General features: G+C 31.9%; 19 protein-coding genes. 8 read left to right on the forward strand and 11 right to left on the reverse strand.

Features of this window, described 5'->3' with window-relative positions; translation table 11 throughout:
- Nucleotides 1-3 precede the first annotated feature (3 nt).
- Genes KLA_RS13730 through KLA_RS13740 form a run of 3 tightly spaced genes read right to left on the reverse strand, consistent with a single transcriptional unit; the run spans nucleotide 4 to nucleotide 1,950 of the window.
- Nucleotides 4-603, reverse strand: coding sequence for a LemA family protein (locus tag KLA_RS13730; protein WP_013620278.1), 600 nt, complete (start codon nucleotides 601-603; stop codon nucleotides 4-6).
- A gap of 40 nt (nucleotides 604-643) precedes the next feature.
- Nucleotides 644-973: a MerR family transcriptional regulator gene (locus KLA_RS13735; RefSeq protein WP_013620277.1), complete on the reverse strand. Its 330-nt coding sequence runs from the start codon at nucleotides 971-973 to the stop codon at nucleotides 644-646.
- Nucleotides 973-1,950 (reverse strand): M23 family metallopeptidase, encoded by a 978-nt coding sequence (locus KLA_RS13740; protein WP_013620276.1) that lies wholly within the window; start codon nucleotides 1,948-1,950, stop codon nucleotides 973-975. Before KLA_RS13740 ends, KLA_RS13735 begins: the two co-directional genes overlap by 1 nt.
- Nucleotides 1,951-2,150: 200 nt before the next feature.
- Here KLA_RS13740 and alaS point away from each other — a divergent pair, with 200 nt between their 5' ends.
- Genes alaS through KLA_RS13755 form a run of 3 tightly spaced genes read left to right on the forward strand, consistent with a single transcriptional unit; the run spans nucleotide 2,151 to nucleotide 6,361 of the window.
- Nucleotides 2,151-4,766, forward strand: a complete 2,616-nt coding sequence (alaS, locus tag KLA_RS13745; protein WP_034646442.1) for an alanine--tRNA ligase — start codon at nucleotides 2,151-2,153, stop codon at nucleotides 4,764-4,766.
- A gap of 9 nt (nucleotides 4,767-4,775) precedes the next feature.
- Nucleotides 4,776-5,732: a GSCFA domain-containing protein gene (locus KLA_RS13750; RefSeq protein WP_034646443.1), complete on the forward strand. Its 957-nt coding sequence runs from the start codon at nucleotides 4,776-4,778 to the stop codon at nucleotides 5,730-5,732.
- Between the two features lie 2 nt (nucleotides 5,733-5,734).
- The gene (locus tag KLA_RS13755; RefSeq protein ID WP_034646444.1) at nucleotides 5,735-6,361 is read left to right on the forward strand and encodes a DUF4230 domain-containing protein; all 627 of its coding nucleotides are present in this window, start codon (nucleotides 5,735-5,737) and stop codon (nucleotides 6,359-6,361) included.
- A 1-nt stretch (nucleotide 6,362) separates the two neighbouring features.
- Here the strand turns inward: KLA_RS13755 and KLA_RS13760 are convergent, their stop codons facing one another.
- The 3 genes from KLA_RS13760 to KLA_RS18115 form a co-directional block, all read right to left on the reverse strand.
- Nucleotides 6,363-8,114 (reverse strand): aromatic amino acid hydroxylase, encoded by a 1,752-nt coding sequence (locus KLA_RS13760; protein ID WP_034646445.1) that lies wholly within the window; start codon nucleotides 8,112-8,114, stop codon nucleotides 6,363-6,365.
- Between the two features lie 155 nt (nucleotides 8,115-8,269).
- The gene (locus KLA_RS13765) at nucleotides 8,270-8,824 is read right to left on the reverse strand and encodes a DUF4136 domain-containing protein (protein ID WP_013620271.1); all 555 of its coding nucleotides are present in this window, start codon (nucleotides 8,822-8,824) and stop codon (nucleotides 8,270-8,272) included.
- A 79-nt stretch (nucleotides 8,825-8,903) separates the two neighbouring features.
- Nucleotides 8,904-9,071, reverse strand: a complete 168-nt coding sequence (locus tag KLA_RS18115; protein ID WP_161633467.1) for a DUF5522 domain-containing protein — start codon at nucleotides 9,069-9,071, stop codon at nucleotides 8,904-8,906.
- 168 nt (nucleotides 9,072-9,239) lie between these two features.
- Between KLA_RS18115 and KLA_RS13770 the strand changes: the two genes are divergently transcribed.
- Genes KLA_RS13770 through hemL form a run of 4 tightly spaced genes read left to right on the forward strand, consistent with a single transcriptional unit; the run spans nucleotide 9,240 to nucleotide 12,612 of the window.
- Nucleotides 9,240-9,569, forward strand: a complete 330-nt coding sequence (locus tag KLA_RS13770) for a hypothetical protein (protein WP_013620269.1) — start codon at nucleotides 9,240-9,242, stop codon at nucleotides 9,567-9,569.
- Nucleotides 9,570-9,581: 12 nt separating this feature from the next.
- Nucleotides 9,582-10,487: a 1-aminocyclopropane-1-carboxylate deaminase/D-cysteine desulfhydrase gene (locus KLA_RS13775; protein ID WP_034646446.1), complete on the forward strand. Its 906-nt coding sequence runs from the start codon at nucleotides 9,582-9,584 to the stop codon at nucleotides 10,485-10,487.
- The gene (locus KLA_RS13780) at nucleotides 10,480-11,322 is read left to right on the forward strand and encodes a glucosaminidase domain-containing protein (RefSeq protein ID WP_013620267.1); all 843 of its coding nucleotides are present in this window, start codon (nucleotides 10,480-10,482) and stop codon (nucleotides 11,320-11,322) included. The genes KLA_RS13775 and KLA_RS13780 overlap by 8 nt, the downstream gene beginning before the upstream one ends.
- A gap of 9 nt (nucleotides 11,323-11,331) precedes the next feature.
- On the forward strand, nucleotides 11,332-12,612 hold the full coding sequence (hemL, locus tag KLA_RS13785; RefSeq protein WP_013620266.1) for a glutamate-1-semialdehyde 2,1-aminomutase: 1,281 nt from the start codon (nucleotides 11,332-11,334) through the stop codon (nucleotides 12,610-12,612).
- 50 nt (nucleotides 12,613-12,662) lie between these two features.
- On the opposite strand, the gene KLA_RS13790 is transcribed toward hemL, so the two are convergent.
- From KLA_RS13790 to KLA_RS13810, 5 genes are all read right to left on the reverse strand, one after another.
- A complete protein-coding gene (locus KLA_RS13790; protein ID WP_034646447.1) occupies nucleotides 12,663-13,175 on the reverse strand; it encodes a hypothetical protein in 513 nt (170 codons plus the stop codon).
- 154 nt (nucleotides 13,176-13,329) lie between these two features.
- On the reverse strand, nucleotides 13,330-13,509 hold the full coding sequence (locus KLA_RS13795; RefSeq protein WP_034646448.1) for a hypothetical protein: 180 nt from the start codon (nucleotides 13,507-13,509) through the stop codon (nucleotides 13,330-13,332).
- Between the two features lie 331 nt (nucleotides 13,510-13,840).
- Nucleotides 13,841-16,321: a zinc-dependent metalloprotease gene (locus KLA_RS13800; protein WP_034646449.1), complete on the reverse strand. Its 2,481-nt coding sequence runs from the start codon at nucleotides 16,319-16,321 to the stop codon at nucleotides 13,841-13,843.
- A 341-nt stretch (nucleotides 16,322-16,662) separates the two neighbouring features.
- Nucleotides 16,663-18,093, reverse strand: a complete 1,431-nt coding sequence (locus tag KLA_RS13805) for an SLC13 family permease (RefSeq protein ID WP_034646450.1) — start codon at nucleotides 18,091-18,093, stop codon at nucleotides 16,663-16,665.
- Nucleotides 18,094-18,194: 101 nt separating this feature from the next.
- Complete coding sequence (locus KLA_RS13810) at nucleotides 18,195-19,700, reverse strand: hypothetical protein (protein WP_034646451.1); 1,506 nt, start codon at nucleotides 19,698-19,700, stop codon at nucleotides 18,195-18,197.
- 149 nt (nucleotides 19,701-19,849) lie between these two features.
- On the opposite strand from KLA_RS13810, the gene yiaA reads away from it, so the two are divergent.
- Nucleotides 19,850-20,329 carry an inner membrane protein YiaA gene (gene yiaA, locus KLA_RS13815; protein ID WP_013620260.1) on the forward strand — a complete coding sequence of 160 codons (480 nt, stop codon included), beginning with the start codon at nucleotides 19,850-19,852 and terminating at the stop codon, nucleotides 20,327-20,329.
- Nucleotides 20,330-20,439 lie beyond the last annotated feature (110 nt).

The raw sequence follows: 20,439 nt of genomic DNA on the forward strand, positions 1-20,439 counted from the left end.
TGTTTATTTAAAATCAAAACTTGCATCTGGTGCTTTTTCTGATCCTTCATCAGCACTAAACAATGCCATAGGTTCAAAATTAGCTATTGCAGCAATAATATTTGTAGGTATTTTTTTTATATGGATGTTGTAGTCACCAGCTATGTCATTAAACCTATTACGTTCTACATTAATTCTGTTTTCTGTGCCTTCTATTTGTGCTTGTAATTCTAAAAAGTTTTTATTAGCTTTTAAATCAGGATAACGTTCTACAGAAACCAGTAATTTGCTAAGCGCACCAGTTAAACCGCTTTGCACTTTACTAAATTGCGCTATCTGTTCTGGTGTCATATTAGAAGGGTCTATGTTTATAGACGTTGCTTTAGCTCTTGCATTTATAACACCAGTTAAAGTGCTTTTTTCAAAATCTGCTGCACCTTGTACTGTTTTTACTAAGTTGCCAATAAGGTCATTTCTTCTTTGGTAAGAGCTTTCTACATTTGCCCATTGTTTAACCGCTTGTCCTTTCATTTCTACTAACTCATTATTTGCGCTAACGTACCAACCACCTAGGGCTAGTAACAATACAACAAAAACGGCAAGTACAATTAATAATTTTTTCATAGTTAAGTTTTTTAGTGTTTAGTTTATAGGTAATTAATGGTTATAATTGATCTTTAATTTTTAGAAGCTCTGATTTTACATTTTCTAATTTTGTAATAATATCAAAATTAGAAAGTGTTTTTTTCTTTTCTTCTTTAAGGTGTGTTTTTGCACCATCTAAAGTAAAGCCTCTTTCTTTAACTAAGTGATAAATTAGCTGCAAGTTTTTAATGTCTTGCGGTGTAAATTTACGGTTACCCTTAGCGTTTTTTTTTGGTTTTAAAACATCAAACTCCTTTTCCCAAAAACGTATTAAAGACGTATTCACGTTAAAAGCTTTGGCTACTTCGCCAATACTATAATATCTTTTTTCTGGAAGCTCTATATGCATTAATCCAATGATTGATTTTCTTGAGTTGCGTGTTTTAATAAGTTTTCAAACTCTAGAGCAGAAAGGTTACCGTAGTAAAAGTTAATAGGGTTAATTCTGTCACCATCTTTCCAAACTTCATAATGTAAGTGTGGAGCTTCAGACCTACCTGTACTGCCAACAAAGCCAATAAGGTCTCCTCTTTTTACTTTTTGTCCAGCAGTAACATTGTATTTGCTTAAGTGTGCATAAAGTGTTAGGTAGCCATAACCGTGATCTATACGTATGTGTTTACCGTAACCAGTAGAGCTGGCGTCTGCTCTTGTAACTGTACCATTACCAGAGGCATATATTGGTGTTCCTCTAGGAGATGTAAAGTCCATACCCCAATGCATTTTACGAACTTTGGTGAAGGGGTCAGACCTCCAGCCATAACCAGATGCCATACGTGTTAGGTCTTCGTTACTTATAGGTTGTATGGCAGGTATAGCTTCTAAAAACTTTTCTTTTTCTTCAGCAAGTTTGGTAATTTCATCTAAAGACTTAGACTGTATTACCATTTGTTTTTGTATAATTTCTAAACGTTTAGTAGCATCAATAATCATATCAGAATTATTAAAACCTTCTAAAGATTTGTATCTATTTACACCGCCAAAACCAGCGCGTCTTTGTTCTTCTGGTATTGGGTTAGCTTCAAAATATAAGCGATAAATGTTATTGTCTCTATCTTCTATATTGGCTAAAACTTGTTCCATTTGCTCCATTTTTTTGTTAAGCAACTCAAACTGAAACTCGTAATTATGCAACTCTCTTTGTAAAGATAGCTCTTTAGGTGTGTTCACTAAATTGGTATTTAATAGGAGTAATAAACCTAAAAAACCCAATATAGCAGCACCAATAAACATTAACGCTACATTGCGAAACTTTTTAGACTTTTTATGCTCTATCTTTCTGTAAGATAGGGTGTCTGGATCATAATAATATTTAACTTGAGACATAAAGGGAATTTATCCTATTTTTGCATTTTTAATTTATCAAAACAAACAAATATAAAAATTGTTTTGCAGAAATAGTTAATTTTATAAAAAGCTTACCATTTTAGAGTGGTATAAGCCATATAATTATGTGTTATTTGCGTTAAATATAATGCTTTTTACAAAACTATAGCAGCCAATTAAATTTACAAACATAGCAACGGATGAAATCTCAAGAAATAAGATCTCAGTTTTTAGAATTTTTTAAGAATAAAACACATAAAATTGTTTCTTCTGCCCCAATGGTCATTAAAGATGATCCTACTTTAATGTTTACTAATGCTGGTATGAACCAGTTTAAAGAATTTTTTCTTGGAAATACCGAAGCAAAAAACACAAGGGTAGTAGATACCCAAAAATGTTTGCGTGTTAGTGGTAAGCATAACGATTTAGAAGAGGTTGGTAAAGATACTTACCACCATACTATGTTTGAAATGTTGGGGAACTGGAGTTTTGGAGATTATTTTAAAGAAGACGCTATCTCTTGGGCTTGGGAACTGCTAACAAAGGTTTTTAAAATAGATGAGTCTAGCTTGTATGTTACCGTTTTTGAGGGTAGTAAAGACAAGGATAATTTAGAAATGGACCAAGAGGCGCTAGATTTATGGAAAAAAATTATTCCAGAATCTCAAATTCTTTTTGGTAATAAAAAAGATAATTTTTGGGAAATGGGAGATCAGGGGCCTTGCGGACCTTGTTCAGAAATACACGTAGATATTAGATCTGCAGAAGAAAAAGCAAAAGTTTCTGGTGCAGAATTGGTAAATATGGATCACCCACAGGTTGTAGAAATATGGAATCTTGTATTTATGCAGTACAACCGTAAAGCAAACGGAGAATTAGAAAACTTACCTGCTAAACACGTAGATACAGGAATGGGGTTTGAGCGTTTGTGTATGGTAATGCAAGGTGTACAGTCTAACTATGATACTGATGTTTTTACGCCTATAATTAGAGAAATAGAAACAATTACCAACGCAGAATACAATAAAAACGAAGATACTAATATTGCAATACGCGTTATTGCAGACCATATTAGAGCTGTTGCTTTTTCTATAGCAGATGGTCAGTTGCCAAGTAATACTGGTGCTGGTTATGTAATACGTAGAATTTTAAGAAGGGCTATACGTTACGGATTTACGTTTTTAAATACCAAAGAACCATTTATGTACAGGTTAGTAAATGTATTAACCAATACTATGGGTGATGCTTTTCCTGAGCTTAAAGAACAAAAACAACTTATTGAAAATGTAGTAAAGGAAGAAGAGCATTCTTTTTTAAAGACACTAGACCAAGGCTTGGTATTATTAGACAGTGTTATTAATAGTGCGTCTTCTAAAACTATTGATGGCAGAAAAGCATTTGAATTGTATGATACATATGGTTTTCCTATAGATTTAACCGCTCTTATTTTAAGTGAGCGTGGTTATACGTTAGATGAAAAAGGTTTTGATGCAGCAATGCAAGAACAAAAAAACAGATCTAGGTCTGCTTCTGAGGTTTCTAAAGAAGATTGGGAAGTGCTTTTACAAGATGCAGAACAAGAGTTTGTTGGTTATGATGTATTAGAAACTAATGTGCGTTTAGTTAAATACAGAAAAGTAACCTCTAAAAAAGAAGGTAAACAATACCAGTTGGTGTTTAATATTACTCCATTTTATGCAGAAGGAGGCGGACAAGTAGGTGATAAAGGGTATTTAGAAGCACAAAACGGAGATGTTGTTTACATATTAGATACTAAAAAAGAGAATAACGAGATTATTCACTTTGCAAAGAATTTACCAAAAAATACTACAGATACTTTTAAGGCTGTTGTAGATGTAAAACAACGTCAAAGAACAGCAAGCAACCACACCGCTACACATTTACTACACCAAGCATTAAGAGAAATTTTAGGTACGCACGTAGAGCAAAAAGGTTCTGCTGTACACTCTAAATATTTACGTTTTGATTTTTCTCACTTTTCTAAAGTAACTACAGAGCAACTAAAAGAGGTTGAGGATTTTGTAAATGCAAGAATAGAAGGTAATTTACCATTAGAAGAAAAACGTAACATACCAATGCAAGAAGCTTTAGATGCTGGTGCAATGGCTTTGTTTGGAGAGAAATACGGAGATACGGTTAGGCTTATACGTTTTGGGCAGTCGGTAGAACTTTGTGGTGGTACGCACGTACAAAACACAGGAGATATTTGGCACTTTAAAATTAAGTCTGAAGGTGCAGTTGCCTCTGGAATACGTAGAATAGAAGCTATTACTTCTGATGCTGTTAAAGATTTTTATGCAGATAATAATGAGGTGTTAACAGATATAAAAGAAGTTTTAAACAATGCTAAAGATCCTGTAAAAGCTGTAGTTTCTTTACAAGAAGAGAATAACAAACTTAAAAAGGAGATAGAGCAACTATTAAAAGATAAGGCTAAAAACTTAAAGGGCGATTTGCTTAACGAGTTACAAGATGTAAATGGCGTGCAATTTTTGGCTAAAAAGGTAGATTTAGATCCTGCAGGTATAAAAGACTTGTGTTTTAATATGGGAGCTAATGCTACTAATATGTTCTTGCTTTTTGGAGCAGAAAATAATGGTAAAGCAACCTTGTCTTGTTACATATCTAAAGAACTGGCTGCAGAAAAAGATTTAAATGCAGGTGCAATTGTACGTGAATTAGGTAAGTATATTCAAGGTGGCGGTGGCGGACAACCGTTTTTTGCTACAGCAGGTGGTAAAAACCCAGGAGGTATTGCAGAAGCCTTAGATAAAGCAATAGCATATATTAAATAACAACAGTGTATGAAACTACAAACTAAAGTACTACTTAAGCCAAGTACGTTTCAAATAAACTATTCTAACAAATTATTGTTGTTAGGTTCTTGTTTTGCAGAACATATAGGTAATAAATTTTCCTATTATAAAATGCAAGCTGTAACCAACCCGTTTGGGGTGTTGTTTCATCCACGGGCAATAACACAGCTGGTTAAAAATGCTGTTTTAGAAGAAAAATATACAGAAAAAGATATCTTTAATCAAAATGAGCGTTGGCATTGTTTCAATGCTCATTCTGTTTTAAGTACACCCTCAAAACAAAAACTAGTACAAAATTTAAATGCAGCAGTTTTAGAAACTAGGCAGGTTTTAACTAATGCTACACACATTGTAGTTACCTTGGGAACGGCTTGGGTGTACAAACATTTAGAGTTAAATAAAGTAGTTGCTAACTGCCATAAAGTTCCGCAGAAAGCTTTTAATAAGCAATTGTTAACAGTTACAGAAATAGAGGCTAGTTTACAAGAGCTTATATCATTAGTAAAAAGTGTAAATACTAATGCTAAATTTATTTTTACGGTGTCTCCTGTTAGGCATATTAAAGATGGTTTTGTAGAAAATCAGCGTAGTAAATCTCATTTGCTAACCGCTGTGCATAATACCATAGAATTAGAAAAAAACAGGGGTGATGCTTTTTATTTTCCTAGTTATGAAATTATGATGGATGAATTGCGTGATTATCGTTTTTATAAAGAAGATATGGTGCACCCAAGCAAATTAGCGGTAGATTATATTTGGGAAAAGTTTAGTGATGTATGGTTAGCTAAAAAGGCCTTAGAAACTACTGTAAAAGTTGGCGCTGTACAAAGAGGTTTGGAGCATAGACCTTTTAATTCGGAGTCAGAGGAGCATCAGAAGTTTTTAAAAAACATTCAAGAAAAAATTACGTATCTTCAAAAAGAATATCCTTTTATTTTGTTTTAATTATGAAGAGAATCCTTGTAGGAATTATTATTGTTTTAGTGGCTTTACTTGTATTTAAAACTTGTTCAGATAAAAAAGAAGAACAATCTATTTTACAAGAAAACTCAATGTTAATACAGCAGCAAATACAAAATGTATCTAAGCTTGTGGTAACCGAGGGTCACTTTGCAGAAGTATATAATTATAAAGATTCTCAGCAGCTTTTTGGACCGCTAATTACAGCAGAAAAAAAAGCGTTGGTTGTAGTTAATGCAGATGTTACTGTTGCTTATGATTTAAGTAAAATTATTTTTAAGGTAGATGAAGAAAACAAAATATTACAAATTACAAGCATTCCAGAGCCAGAAGTAAAAATAAGTCCAGATTATGAGTATTATGATGTTACAGCCGATTTTTTAAATCAGTTTGATGCTAATGATTATAATAAAATAAAGAAAAGCGTTAAAGCATCACTACTTAAAAAAGTTGAAAATTCTACCTTAAAAACAAATGCGCAAAACAGACTTTTAAGTGAGCTGTCTAAGTTCTATGTACTAACAAATTCTTTGGGTTGGACATTGAAATATAATGACAACCCAATTAATAAAATTGAAGAATTAAAAGCTATAAAAGAGCTAGAGTTACAGTAAATTATACAACCAAACTTTTATCTACCAACTCTAATCCGTCATCAATTAAATGCCCAACTTTAGGGTTGTTTTGTTTTACAGTCTCTAGGTGTTCAATAATTTCTACTGCAAAATCATCATCGTTATTAGATTTGGCTAATTCATACAATTCTACAGGGAGCAACCAATCTGTTGGGTAGTTGTTTTTTACCTCTTGAAACACTTTATTTCTAGAAATTGTAATATTAGTACCTTCTCTAAACTCACGTACTTGTTTGTATAAGTTTTCTAGCTGTGTTTTAGCTTCTGTTTGTTTAGGCTTTATTGTTTCTTCGGTAATGCTATGTGTAATTAAATCAAAACTATGCAAGTCAGCAGGGCCATTAAATGCAGAAACTATATTTTCTCCTACAGCCATATGGTACAATCCCCATTCTGGTTTAAATAATATAGTTTCATCCTGTGTAACCGTACAGTTTTCAAAAGTTATAAGTACAATTTCACCTTTAAGGTTACGTGTGCCAGTTATAATGTTTCCGTTAACCTTAATACCGCCAACAAATTCTAAAATAATGGTTTGTCCTTCAAAAATATTATATGCTTTTAAGTCGCGCGGACTCATATCTTCTATGGCCAAGTTAATACCTTTTAGCTTGCCAATAGGAGAGCCAAAACCATCTGGGTGGTGTTTTGTACTGTGGCCAACTAATTCTTTTTCTCTGTAAGATAAAGCAGTTTTACCAGTAGTTTGTATGTAACTAGGTTTTCCTTTATGTGTAAGTACATTTGTAAATACACCAGATATTTGTAGGCCTGTACTAAGTTCTACAGTTCCTAAAGCTTTAGAGTCTATAAGTTTGTTTACACCATCTAAACCACCAGTGCGTAGTGCCATTGTGTTAGCAAATTCTTCTAAAACCTGACTTAAATAGGCAAAGTCTGGTGTTACAAAAAGCTGAGGTTGTGGCTGTGTAATGTCAAAAGACTTATGAGCTGCCTCAATAGAGTAGTTTAGTTTTTTAACTTGGTCTGTCATACACCAAGCACTTTCACCAATAGAAGAAAGCAAGCCTGCACCATAAATTTTAGGGTTATCTGTAGTGCCAATTAGGCCATATTCTACAGTCCACCAGTGTAAATTACGAATTAACGCCATTTCACTAGGTTCTCCCATATTTTGTTGCAAGTCTTCAACGTGTTTTTCTGCTTTTTCTATTTCTTCTTCATCAGAGTCAGCAGCCTCTTTTATAATAGATAAATGCCTAACAGCTTCATACAATTCATAATCTTTTCCACTAGAAATTGCTTTGCATCCTATTTCTCCAAATCGTCTTAAATACTCGGCGTATTCAGGATTTGCTATAATAGGAGCGTGGCCAGCACCTTCATGAATAATGTCTGGTGCAGGTGTGTATTCTATATTTTCTAATTGTCTTATGTCAGATGCAATAACCAGTACATTGTAAGCTTGGAACTCCATAAAAGCAGAAGGAGGTATAAAACCGTCTACTGCAACAGCAGCCCAACCTATTTCTTGTAAAATACGGTTCATACCGTACATATTAGGAATGTTTTCTATAGAAATGCCTGTTTTTTTTAAACCATCTAAGTAAGATGTGTGTGCAACTTTACTTAAATAATCTACATTTTTACGCATAACATAACGCCAAACAGCTTGATTAATTGGAGTGTAATCCTCATAATTTTGCGGTTTTATGTATTGCTTTAAATGCGTTGGTAGTTTATCTAATATATAATTGCTTGTGTAAGACATTGCACGTTATGTTAGGTATTTACTAATAGGCAATAAAGATACAAAATTGGAAAATAATGTACGTTTTTATTTAGCTCTAATGTGTAATTATAACGTGAAACAATTTTTTAGTGCAAAGCAAAAAAAAAACCGCTATTAGTAGCGGTTTTGATTTTTTAGTTAGATGCAATTGCTGGCGGATATGCTTCTAGTATTTGAGAAACAAACTCTTTTATGCGTTGTTCCTTTTTTTCTATGTTATTTGTATTGTTTAATGTGCCAATACCGCGGCCTTGCCAAACTAGTTCCTTATTTTTAGCATCAATTAAGTCTATATATAAAGATCCTTCTGTACTGGTAGAAACATTGCTTCTGTTAAAGCCATTGCCAAAATAGTAAGGATTCCAACCCCAACCAAAGCCACCGCCCCAGTAATTATTGTAAATATCTACGCGTTCTTTTTCTTTAGTAAAAATACTAACCAAGATATCAGGAGTACTAGATTTTACAAAACCTCTAGAACTCATTTCAGCATCAATAGCCTTTAGAATTCTTTTTTTGTCTAAGTCAGATATTTGCGCCTTATCTATACCTGTTTTATAAAAAGCATACGTTTTATAAGTATTAAAGTTTGCTTCTTTATCATAGTCAGACAAAACACGTACAGAGGTGCAAGAACTAAATAGTACCAATGCAAATATTGGTGCTAGTGCCATTTTTAATGCTTTCATATTTTTTGATGTTTTAGTTTAGGTTTAATATCACAAAAATTGTGCCGTTACTTTGTAATTGCTTGTTTTTGAGCAAATTTTAAGATTTTTTTCTGCTATTTGTTTTGGCATTATAGCCATAGGGACAATGCCTACATCCACTTTCACAACAATAACCTCTTCTTTTATGGTATTGCTCTGTAAATACTCTGTAGCCTTCTTCAGATAAATAATAGTCGCCTTCTATGGGTTGAAGAATTTTTTTCATACTTGTAAAATTACGAGTTTTTAAGTTAAGTATATAAATACACAATTGTTAAAAGTTAAAAATAGTTGGTAGTCGGTGTTTTATAGTTTTTAATCGTTTTAAGTCTTAAAAATGGTATAGTTTCTGTACTAAGTTGTTAAATTTGACATTGTTAATTAATAAGTGCGTATGATTTTAGTTTCAAAACTCTTCTTTAGAAAAAATTATGTAGGCCTATCTTTGTGGCCTTTTATAATTTTAAAGAGTGATGCGCTAAGAGATGATGACTCTTTAATTAATCATGAAAAAATACACTTAAGGCAACAGCTAGAACTTTTAGTTTTGCCTTTTTATATAGTGTATTTATTTGAGTTTTTAATACGTTGTTTGTTTTATTGGGATAGTTATAGGGCTTATCAAAATCTTAGTTTTGAGCGTGAAGCCTATTTTAATGAAGATAATCCTAATTATTTAAATGAACGTAAACCCTTCAGTTTTATTAAATATCTTTGGCGCTGAAAATTATAAAACGTGAAAGTTTTAAATCAGCAAGTAGATTTACCTATTTTATCAGAAAAAAAGATATCACTCTATATTAAAAGAGAAGATACGCTACATCCTTTTATTTCTGGAAACAAGTACAGAAAACTAAAGTACAATTTACAGCACGTTAAGCAAGTAAAAGCACAAACTATAGTAACCTTTGGAGGTGCATTCTCTAACCATATAGCTGCTACGGCCTATGCAGGAAAAGAGAACAGTATTAAAACTGTTGGTGTTATTAGAGGTGAGGAGCTTGCAGATAAGTGGCAACAAAATCCAACCTTAGCTTTTGCTAAAGAAAACGGAATGGAGTTTAAGTTTGTAAGCAGACAAACTTATAGAGAAAAAAATACACCAGAATTTTTAAACACTTTAAAAAGAGATTATCCTAATAGCTTTATTTTACCAGAAGGTGGTGCCAATGAGTTGGCTGTACAGGGTTGTGAAGAAATTTTAACTCCAAAAGATACTATGTTTAACGTAATTTGTAGTGCCGTTGGTACTGGAGGTACTATAGCAGGTATTATAAATGCAAGTAATGCAAGCCAAAGAGTTTTGGGTTTTCCTGCGTTAAAAGGTGATTTTTTAAAAGAAGATATTTGTAAATTTGCCAATAATGCAAATTGGGAGCTTATAAATAGTTATAATTTTGGGGGTTATGCCAAGGTAACATCAGAATTAATAAATTTTATAAACTCTTTTAAAGCAACAACCAATATACCTTTAGATCCTGTATATACAGGTAAAATGTTTTTTGGTATTTTAGATCTGGTACAAAAAAATTATTTTGCACCTGGCACTAAAATTGTTGCAATACACACAGGAGGGTTACAAGGTATAAAAGGAATGAATAGTTTATTAGTTAAGAAAAAATTACCACTTATAAATGAATAAAAATACACCTAAAAATAGTTTAAGATTAGTTTATAAGACGTTCTTGTTGGTACTACTTGTTTCTTACACTAGTTGTAAATCAAAAAGAAGCGTAACCAGACAATCACATAAAAAAGTATCTACGGTTTCGCCAAAAAATAATACCAATAAGGGTAATGCTCCTTATGCTTTGCCTAAAGATGAAGGGCATTTTGTAAGTTTTGCCATAGAAAACACAGAAGATTACATAAATACATTTGCAGCTATAGCACAAGATGAAATGAAAGCTTACGGTATACCTGCAAGCATTACAATAGCACAGGGTATTTTAGAAAGTGGTTCTGGTAAAGGAGAATTGGCTCGTAAAACCAACAATCATTTTGGAATTAAATGTCATACAGGTTGGGAAGGTGATTTTGATTATCATGATGATGATGAAAAAGGAGAATGTTTTAGAAAATACAACCACCCTATGTACTCTTTTAGAGATCATAGTTTGTTTTTAACAACAAGGGGTAGGTATTCTTCTTTGTTTGATTTGCATATTAATGATTATAAAGGCTGGGCAAAAGGTTTGCGTAAGGCAGGTTATGCTACAGATCCTAAATACCCACAAAAACTAATATATTTAATTGAAAAATACAAGCTTCATAAGTTTGATGGCAAGCATAAAGCAGTGCGTACAGCTCCAAAAGAATATGTTGTAAAAAAGCACAAGGTAGAAGCAGGAGAAACCCTGTACGCTATATCTAGAATGTATTTTATGGGTGTGCCAGAATTAATGAAGTTAAATAATTTAAAAAATACAAACCTACGCATAGGTCAAGAACTTATTGTAAAATATACTAAAAATTAAATCTTAAAAATGATTTATAAAAGAAGCAGTGCTTTATTTAATGAAGCAAAAAAATATATTCCTGGAGGGGTAAACTCACCTGTAAGAGCCTTTAACGCTGTTGGCGGAGAACCTATTTTTGTTAAGGAAGCAAAAGGCGCTTATTTATATGATGAAGACGGAAACAAAATTATAGATTATATAGCATCTTGGGGACCATTAATTTTAGGTCACGCTTATGATCCTGTAATTAACGCAGTAATAGAAAAAGCTAAAAAAGGAACTTCTTTTGGAATGCCAACAGAAATAGAGACAGAGTTAGCTAAACTAGCAGTTTCTATGGTTCCAAATATAGATAAAATTAGATTTGTAAACAGCGGCACAGAAGCTTGTATGAGTGCTGTACGCTTGGCAAGAGGCTTTACGGGTAAAGATAAAATTATAAAGTTTGCTGGTTGTTACCACGGTCATTCAGATTCATTTTTAATACAAGCGGGTAGTGGTGCGGTAACTTTTGGTAGTCCTAATAGTCCGGGTGTAACACAAGGTACAGCCAAAGATACATTGTTGGCTAATTATAACGATTTAGCAAATGTAACATCATTAGTAGAGGCAAATAAAGGCGAAATAGCAGCTATTATAATAGAGCCTGTTGCAGGTAATATGGGCTGTATAATACCGTCTAAAGAATTTATTACAGGTTTAAGAGAGCTGTGTACAAAAGAAGGTATTTTGCTAATTTTTGATGAGGTTATGACTGGCTTTCGTTTAGGAAGAGGTGGGGCACAAGAAATTTTAGGTATAGATGCTGATATTGTAACGTTTGGAAAAGTTATTGGAGGTGGTTTACCTGTTGGTGCTTTTGCAGCTCGTAATGAAATTATGGATTATCTAGCGCCAAATGGTCCCGTATACCAAGCGGGTACGTTAAGTGGTAATCCTTTAGCAATGAGCGCAGGTTTGGCTATGTTAACAGAGTTAAATAACAATCCAGATATATTTAGAAGTTTAGCAGATAAAACAGAGTATTTACACAAAGGATTAAAAAAGGCTTTGGATAAAAAAGGAATTGCATACCAAATAAATAGGTTTGGAAGTATGATTTCTGTTCACTTTACAGATGAACCTGTTGTAGATTTTGCTACTTCTGCAAAAGGGAATAATGATACATTTAAAAAGTATTTTCACGGAATGTTAAGTAAAGGGGTGTATTTGCCACCTAGTGCTTTTGAAAGTTATTTTTTAAACGATGCATTATCATATAAAGATTTAGATGATACCATTGCTGCTCTTGAAGACTTAGAGCTGTAATACATTAAAGCATATAAAAAAAAGGAGCCGTTAATGGCTCCTTTTTTGTTTTAAGACTTCATAGTCTTATTCTTTTTCATCATCATTTGTCTCCTGTGCATTTTTCTTTTTTCAGGAGAATGAGATTTTCTTTTGTGCATTTTACTCCACTGTGTATATTGGTCTTTAGATAAAATTTTCTCTAAAGCTTTCTTTTGAGCAATTTGATGGTCCAATTTTTCATTTTCCATTGCAAATCTTTCTTCAGAAGTTAATTTTTTGTCAGCTTCTTTTTTTGCTTTTCTTTCTTCCATCTTTTCTTTGAAAAATTTTGCATTTTCTAAATTCAATTTTTCAATTTTTGATTGTTGATCTTCAGATAAATCTAAAGCAAGGGTCATTTTTTTGGTTTGTAAAATGGCCATTTGTTCTGGAGTAAATTTTGCCATTCTGTGCATAGCTCTTTTGCCATCCTTTCTCTTATGCATTTTGTGTTTTGCATCTTTAGAATTCTCCTTACTTTCTTGTGCTGATATAGTTAAAACGCTTAGCATTAAAACCATTACAAATGTTATTTTTTTCATATTACTATTTTTAATTGTTTGTTATTTTGACAATCATTTTTATAAATAGTTTAATCTGTAGTTGTTTTTTAGGAGCATTTTAACATTAAAAATAGGTCAAAAAAAAGTCTGAAACCATAAAGTTTCAGACTTTTTCTGTATTATAAAAATACGTTTACTCTTCTTCAGATAACTGTACAATTAAGTCGTTACTGTTTGTGTTCTCTTCAATATTTTGAAGCTCTACCGTGTTGTTATTTTCCTCTAAAACGTTTTCGTTGTCAACTTGCACGTAAGCAAAAATTGCAACAACTAAACAAGAAAAATAAACTAAGCTTTTAAGTTTGTATGACATAAGATTTGGGGTTTTTATATCGGTTCTATATCAAAGATACCTAGGTTAATTAATTTATTATAACTCTTGTTGTGTAACAACCATTTTTTGGTTGTGAAACACTTATTTTTTGTTGTTTGTTACCTGCAATATATTAAAAAAAATGAATAAACAAGATAAAATGCATAATTTTATAGATGAAATACACACTTATTTGTAGTTTTTATTCCAGTTTGTTGTAAAGTTGTTGTGTAAATGTGGTAAACTGTAGTGTGTTGTTGTTAAGTATATTACATAAAAAAGGCTGTAATGTACTATACATTACAGCCTTTAACTTAAAAGGTAATTTTTTTTATTTAGGATCTAAAATTGCTTCTATTCTTTCTTGTATATCTTTTAAGTGTGCTCTTCTAATACCAGAAGAATTTGCGGCAGCAGATTTTACAGAACGTACTAACGTTTGCAATTCAGCTCTTACTACAGCTCTAATATCAGACTGACTAACATTTACGGCAGTACCAAATCTAGAAGCTTTTGGATCTTCTGTCATTAAATATTCCATACGGTCCACATAGGCACGTTGTAAATTACGTCTGTAGGTGTCTATAGATCTTCCTGTGCTTAACTCTTTCCAAATACCTTTTCTAACATCAGACATCATTGTAGTTAGGTTGTAAGCTTTAGAGCCATTTAATGCTTCATTTTCAATCATACGGGCCATTCTGCCTGTATTTAATAGATTGTTTAATGTTCTAGACTGTGTACTTCTAATGCGTTCTACAGCTCCAGCATTTTCAATTTTGTTTAAAATATTATTATCTATTAGCCAAGTAGGTGTAGAAAACAATTGTTTGTGTAAAAATTGCACTGCTCTTTTTTGTTTTTCTTTTGGTACGTGCGTGTATACAGCACCTTCTTGGTCGTATGTTTTGTAGTTTTCATAAACACCACCAACATTGTTAGATACGTGCCCCATATACCTGTTGTATTGTCCTAAAACTTGTCCGTATAGCTCATCTAAATCATCATAAGACTTGCCGTCTTCTGCTGTCCATTTAATTAAGTTAGGAACAATTCTTTTTAAGTTAGCAATACCATAGTCACTAGCTTTCATAGCATCATCACCTAAATCTTCGGTTTGTGAGCTTGGGTCTATTACACCAAATTGTTGTTTTCCAAAACGGTAAAGAGGATCACCAGCGTGCTTTAAAATCCAGCTATCTAAAGTTTTCTTTTCTTCCTTAGCAGATTTATCTAAAATAGGACGGTAACCCCAACTAATAGAATATTTATCATAAACACCAATGTTAGGCATTAATGCAACACCTTCATCACCAGGCTGTGCTACGTAGTTAAAACGTGCATAATCCATAATAGATGGTGCTGTACCATATTTTTTAGTAAAAGAAGCAGAGCGTAAAGAGTCTACAGGGTATGCAACACTACTTCCCATATTATGAGGTAAACCTAAGGTATGGCCAACTTCATGAGAAGATACAAAACGTATTAATCTACCCATAACCTCAGTTTTAAACTCAACACCTCTTGCATCTGGGTTAATAGCTGCAGTTTGTACAAAGAACCAGTTACGTAATAAAGTCATTACATTGTGGTACCAGTTAATATCAGATTCTAAAATTTCTCCAGTTCTAGGGTCACTTACGTGAGGACCATTTGCGTTTGGAATAGGAGAAGCTAAATACCTAACAACAGAATATCTAACATCCTCTGCAGACCATTCTGGATCTTCTTCTGGAGTAGGAGGCGTTTTAGCAACAATTGCATTTTTAAAGCCTGCAGCTTCAAAAGCAACTTGCCAATCTTCTATACCTTGCTTAATAAAAGGTACCCATTCTTCTGGTGTAGCTCTGTCTATGTAATAAACTATTTGCTTTTTAGGTTCTACAAGTTCACCTCTTTTAAACTTTTCTACATCTTCATCTTTAACTTCTAGTCTCCAACGATCTAAATAGGTAACAGATTTACTTTTTTGAGCATCCAAACCATAATCTACTTGGCTACGAGCAAACCAACCTACACGCTCATCAAAATAACGTCTTTTCATTGGGTTGTTAGGAAGTAAAATCATAGAGTTATTTATCTCTATTGTAATAGATCCTAAAGCTGAGTTAGATGGTGGGTTGCCAGCAAAGTATGTTTTAACGTGTCTAGCTTCAATATTTAACGGGTAACTTTTTACGCTTTCAATATAACTTCTACTGTCATCTAAACGGCTAACTTTATATTGCTTTCTGTTGCGTTCTGGCAAACCTAGAGTTTTAACGTCTTTCTGAAAAAAGTCATTTATTTGTATAACTGTAGTAGGGTTTAGAGAATCTTTTTTTAGCGCTTTAATATCAAAAGAATATAAAACTGGCTCTAAATTAGAGTTCATTACGGCTTCATGTACAGGAAGTTTTTCATCTGCAACAATGTTTGTAGACATAATACGTAGAAGAACTTTTTTATCTTTTTTCTCCCAACGTAGCATTTGAGTGTTAATTTTTCCACCGCCAAAACCTAATCCGGTTGCTGTTTTTGCTATTCTGCTTACCATTAACATTTCTTTGTTAAACAAAGAGTCAGGAATTTCATAATAACGTTTGTCGTCTACGGTGTGTACGTTAAACAAACCAGTGTCTGTTTTAGCATCTTTTGTAATTACCTTGTTATAAGGTAAAATAGCTCCTTTTTTTGGCTTTGCAGCAGGAGTTTCTGTTTTAGCATTCTTCTTGCTTTTCTTGTTCTTCTTTTTAGATTGAGCTTCTAAATTGGTAAGGGAGCCAAATAGAAAAACAACTAATAGAAGTTTGGTGAGTAAACTTTTAATCATTGTTAGTTTGAGTTAATTTTTTTGAATAAAAACAAATAACCGCAAAAAAATCCTAATTCTATGTTAATAATATCATAACAAAATAGCAGGTGTATTAAAATTGCAATGTATTTATATTATTGATTTACAGTGATTTAAGTTAAAGATTAACATAACTTAACATTTGTTAATTAAATTACGATTTAATTGTTATTGTGTTAAAATTTTGCATTTATTGTAACTTTTGCAATTTTTTTTCGTCTATTTATATAACAATCAACAACAAAAAGGAATTACGATATCTCTTTGTAAGATTGAATTAGTCGATTGAATAGCCTTTGCATTGCAGAGGCTATTCTGTTTTAAAAAAGTATAGGAAGTACAAATTGGAATAGTAATATTAGTAATGCTACAGCTATTAGGTTTAAAATAATACCAACTCTTGCCATTTGTTTTACTTTAATATAGCCGCTGGCAAATACAATTGCATTTGGTGGTGTAGCCATTGGTAGCATAAATGCACAACTACTAGCCATTGTAACTGGTATAAGTATATGTAACATTGGTATGTTTAAACCAATTGCAATACCAGCTACAATAGGAGCTAAAACAGTTATTAAAGCAACGTTGCTCATAAGCTCTGTCATAAACAACATTAGTAATATTAATAATGAAACTGTAAAAAAGATATTAATGTTGCTGTTAGATATTGCTTCTGTAACAGTAGTAACTATACCTGTTGTAGCCATACCATTTGCTAAAGCTAAGCCTCCGCCAAAAAGTACTAATATTCCCCAGGCTAACTTTTCTGTGTCTTTCCATTTTAAAATAAAATCTCCTTTTTTTAAGTTGTAAGGCACAGCAAATAAAGATACTGCAGCTATCATACTAATTACAGTATCTGACAATCCTATGCTTGGAAAAACGGAATTAATTAGGGTTCTAAAAATCCATAAGAATACTGTAATTGCAAAAATTACCAGTACCATTTTTTCCTTTTTACTAGTTGGTCCAAGTTTTTTTAATTCAGAATTGATAACGTCTTTTGAAGCAGAAAACTCAAGTTGCTTGTTAGGAAACATCCACTTTACAAGCACAAAGTAAATAACAGTTAGTAATACAATTGAAAAAGGTAAACCAATAATCATCCACTTTAAAAATGATATTTCTATGTTATACTGTTCTTCTAACAGCCCTATTAAAACAGAATTTGGAGGTGTACCAATAATGGTAGCAATACCGCCTGCATTTGCAGAAAAAGCAATACCAAGCATTACGCTTAAGGCAAAGTTTTTATCGCTTTTTGTAAAACCATCTTTATCATTAACTAATAATTTTATTACAGATACAGCTATTGGTAGCATTACAACTGTACTTGCGGTGTTACTAATCCACATACTTAAGGTTGCAGTAGCAATAATAAAACCCAGTACTACTTTATTGGGTGTAGTGCCAGTAATTTTTATAATGTTTAAAGCTATACGTTTGTGTAAGTTCACTTTCTCTAGGGCAAGTGCTAAAATAAAACCTCCAAAAAATAAAAAAATAATTTTATTACCATAGTTAGCACCTACTGTATTTAAAGGCATTATTTTTAATATAGGAAACAAAATTAGGGGTAGTAGTGCGGTAACAGAAATAGATACGGCTTCTGTTATCCACCAAATAACCATCCAAAGCGCTATTGCTATAACAGCATCTGCATTTGTAGATAGTATTGTAGTAGGTAGTAGTAAAATGCATAAAAAAACTAGAGGTCCGGTTACTAGTCCAATTTTTTTGCTTAATGCCATAATGTATAATGCTTATAGTTATACAAATATATAATTTGCAAGCAAACTATAAAGTTTTAGCAGGTACAAGCAAGTATTTAATAGTAAAATAACAAGTTAACTTAATCTTCTTTTGCTAATTGTACCATTTCTAAAGTTGTTTTGTAAAGCGGTTTATTTTCCATTTTACTTTTTAGCCAGGCATAAAAACTCATTACAAAAATGTCTTCTTTTTCTTTTCCTACCCACTCAAAAGAGTTTTCTACTTTTGCTTTAAATTTATCCGTAACTAGTTGTGATGGATCTTTATAGTAAAGTTCTATAAAAGATAAATATGTAATTGCTCGGTGCTGATTTATTTGTTTTAAATACTTAAAGTAATTTCTTTTAAAGCTAAGTAATCTAGACTCTACAAGGTTTATGTTATTTAGTTCTATATGTAAAATAATCTCAATTAAATTCTTTTTTATTACCCAATCTTTACCAGCTTTACTCTCATAATATTTATCTGTATGGTAAAATTTAGAGAATATTTGCTGTGCGTCTTTAAATCTGCCTCCTTGAATGTAAAAAGTGCTTAAACCTAAATGAATTTTTAGTAATGAATCTATATCACTGTGTTTACTATTAATGTGTTGTTCTAGTATACCAATGGCCTTGTCTTGTTGGTTGCTGTAGTTGGTGTTTAAAGCAAGTAAAAATTGGTGTTTTAATTTAAAAGTATTGTAATATTTTTTGTTGTTTGCTAACATTTGCGTTTCCATTAGCTTTAGATAGTGAAGTGAGTCGTTAAACTTTTTATTTCTAAACAGTGTGTTGGCAATTAAAAACAAAACTTCTATATGGTAAAACAATTGCTTGGTAGCGCTTTTATGTGTTTTTAAAATAGCGTAGGTTTTTATAATAAAAGGTTCTGTTTTTAAATAGTCATTGGTAACAAAAGCAGGTATACTAACTAAGGTTATTAGTTGGTATAAAGATTTAAACGATAAAGATTCTGTTATAGTTATTTTATGGTCTTGTAGTGTGTTTTTTAATAAGGTTTCTATATCTATAACATCTCCTTTGTAAGTAATGTTATTTAGTGTCTGCCTCATTTTAGCATATACTATATTTAGTTGGTCTTCTAATAATAAGTTTTTTTGGTTGCTTTTAAATTGAGCAATAAGATTGGAGATATTTATTTCTGGAATTGCATATGCATACTGAATTTTAGTATGGTATATTTCGTTTAAAATGGCAAATAAATAATGAGCCTCTGCTAATACTTCTGCTTTGTCTAGTATTTTATAGGCAACTTTATAGTGCTTATTGTGTAAAAAAGACCTTGATGCTAATATGTACTTTATAATTTGCATATCAACAGAATTTTCTTCTTCCAAATTAATATTAGCTATAAAATCTATTAAAGAGTTGTACAGGCGTTTTCTTAAAGCGTGGTATGCATTTTTTTTGTTGCTGTAAAGTTGTTTGCAAATTTCTGCAGAGGACAGCTTGTTTTGTTGTAGTAATTTAAAAAGCTGAATGTTTTTAGTGTCGTTACGTTTGTTCTTTTTCTTTAAAAAAAGTACAAATTGTTGTTGCTCTTCTACTGTAAGTGTGGTTACAATTACGTTTAAATCTGTCATTTAATCGTCATTAAAAATATGAATAACTTATTAAATATAATGTATTTTTATTTATAGTATTAAATTATATCGTCAGTTTTATACGTAAGTTGTGTTGTTACAGGTTTTAAATCGCCACATATTTGTACCGTAATCAAAACACAAAAATTATGGATTATCAAACAAATGTTTCAGTAGAAAAAGAATTGAAATCAAAAAAGAAGAAAAGTAAAAAAGTGTATGATCAAAAACCAACAGCAGCATTTATAGGTGCAGCTTGGACTTCTTTATTTGTAGGTATGGTTGCTTTTTGCATTGGTTTGTGGAACGCAGATATGCTATTAAATGAAAAAGGATATTACTTTACAATTTTACTTTTTGGACTATTTTCTGTAATATCTGTACAAAAAGCAGTGCGAGATAAGTTAGAAGATGTACCTGTAACAGATATTTATTATGGTATAAGTTGGTTTGCTGCAGTAGCATCTATTGTGCTGTTGGTAGTTGGTTTGTGGAATGCAGATTTATTGTTAAGTGAAAAAGGGTTTTATGCAATGTCTTTTTTGCTAAGTTTATTTTCTGCTATTGCAGTACAAAAAAACACAAGAGATGTGCAGTATATAGACCGTAATGATAAAAATGAAGATTAATTTAACAATACTTAAAAATTAAAACAAACAAGGTTATTTGTTTTGATGATGGTTATCTTTTAACCAAAAACAGCGTTACTTAATAGTAACGCTGTTTTAAATTTATAAGT

The sequence above is a fragment of the Cellulophaga geojensis KL-A genome (assembly GCF_000568425.1).
GTDB classification, from domain to species: Bacteria; Bacteroidota; Bacteroidia; order Flavobacteriales; family Flavobacteriaceae; genus Cellulophaga; species Cellulophaga lytica.

What these genes read in the sequence shown, in the direction of transcription:
- KLA_RS13730 (WP_013620278.1), bottom strand. Translation starts at nt 603, where the DNA reads ATGAAAAAATTATTAATTGTACTTGCCGTTTTTGTTGTATTGTTACTA.
- KLA_RS13735 (WP_013620277.1), bottom strand. Translation starts at nt 973, where the DNA reads ATGCATATAGAGCTTCCAGAAAAAAGATATTATAGTATTGGCGAAGTA.
- KLA_RS13740 (WP_013620276.1), bottom strand. Translation starts at nt 1,950, where the DNA reads ATGTCTCAAGTTAAATATTATTATGATCCAGACACCCTATCTTACAGA.
- alaS (WP_034646442.1), top strand. Translation starts at nt 2,151, where the DNA reads ATGAAATCTCAAGAAATAAGATCTCAGTTTTTAGAATTTTTTAAGAAT.
- KLA_RS13750 (WP_034646443.1), top strand. Translation starts at nt 4,776, where the DNA reads ATGAAACTACAAACTAAAGTACTACTTAAGCCAAGTACGTTTCAAATA.
- KLA_RS13755 (WP_034646444.1), top strand. Translation starts at nt 5,735, where the DNA reads ATGAAGAGAATCCTTGTAGGAATTATTATTGTTTTAGTGGCTTTACTT.
- KLA_RS13760 (WP_034646445.1), bottom strand. Translation starts at nt 8,114, where the DNA reads ATGTCTTACACAAGCAATTATATATTAGATAAACTACCAACGCATTTA.
- KLA_RS13765 (WP_013620271.1), bottom strand. Translation starts at nt 8,824, where the DNA reads ATGAAAGCATTAAAAATGGCACTAGCACCAATATTTGCATTGGTACTA.
- KLA_RS18115 (WP_161633467.1), bottom strand. Translation starts at nt 9,071, where the DNA reads ATGAAAAAAATTCTTCAACCCATAGAAGGCGACTATTATTTATCTGAA.
- KLA_RS13770 (WP_013620269.1), top strand. Translation starts at nt 9,240, where the DNA reads ATGATTTTAGTTTCAAAACTCTTCTTTAGAAAAAATTATGTAGGCCTA.
- KLA_RS13780 (WP_013620267.1), top strand. Translation starts at nt 10,480, where the DNA reads ATGAATAAAAATACACCTAAAAATAGTTTAAGATTAGTTTATAAGACG.
- hemL (WP_013620266.1), top strand. Translation starts at nt 11,332, where the DNA reads ATGATTTATAAAAGAAGCAGTGCTTTATTTAATGAAGCAAAAAAATAT.
- KLA_RS13790 (WP_034646447.1), bottom strand. Translation starts at nt 13,175, where the DNA reads ATGAAAAAAATAACATTTGTAATGGTTTTAATGCTAAGCGTTTTAACT.
- KLA_RS13795 (WP_034646448.1), bottom strand. Translation starts at nt 13,509, where the DNA reads ATGTCATACAAACTTAAAAGCTTAGTTTATTTTTCTTGTTTAGTTGTT.
- KLA_RS13800 (WP_034646449.1), bottom strand. Translation starts at nt 16,321, where the DNA reads ATGATTAAAAGTTTACTCACCAAACTTCTATTAGTTGTTTTTCTATTT.
- KLA_RS13805 (WP_034646450.1), bottom strand. Translation starts at nt 18,093, where the DNA reads ATGGCATTAAGCAAAAAAATTGGACTAGTAACCGGACCTCTAGTTTTT.
- KLA_RS13810 (WP_034646451.1), bottom strand. Translation starts at nt 19,700, where the DNA reads ATGACAGATTTAAACGTAATTGTAACCACACTTACAGTAGAAGAGCAA.
- yiaA (WP_013620260.1), top strand. Translation starts at nt 19,850, where the DNA reads ATGGATTATCAAACAAATGTTTCAGTAGAAAAAGAATTGAAATCAAAA.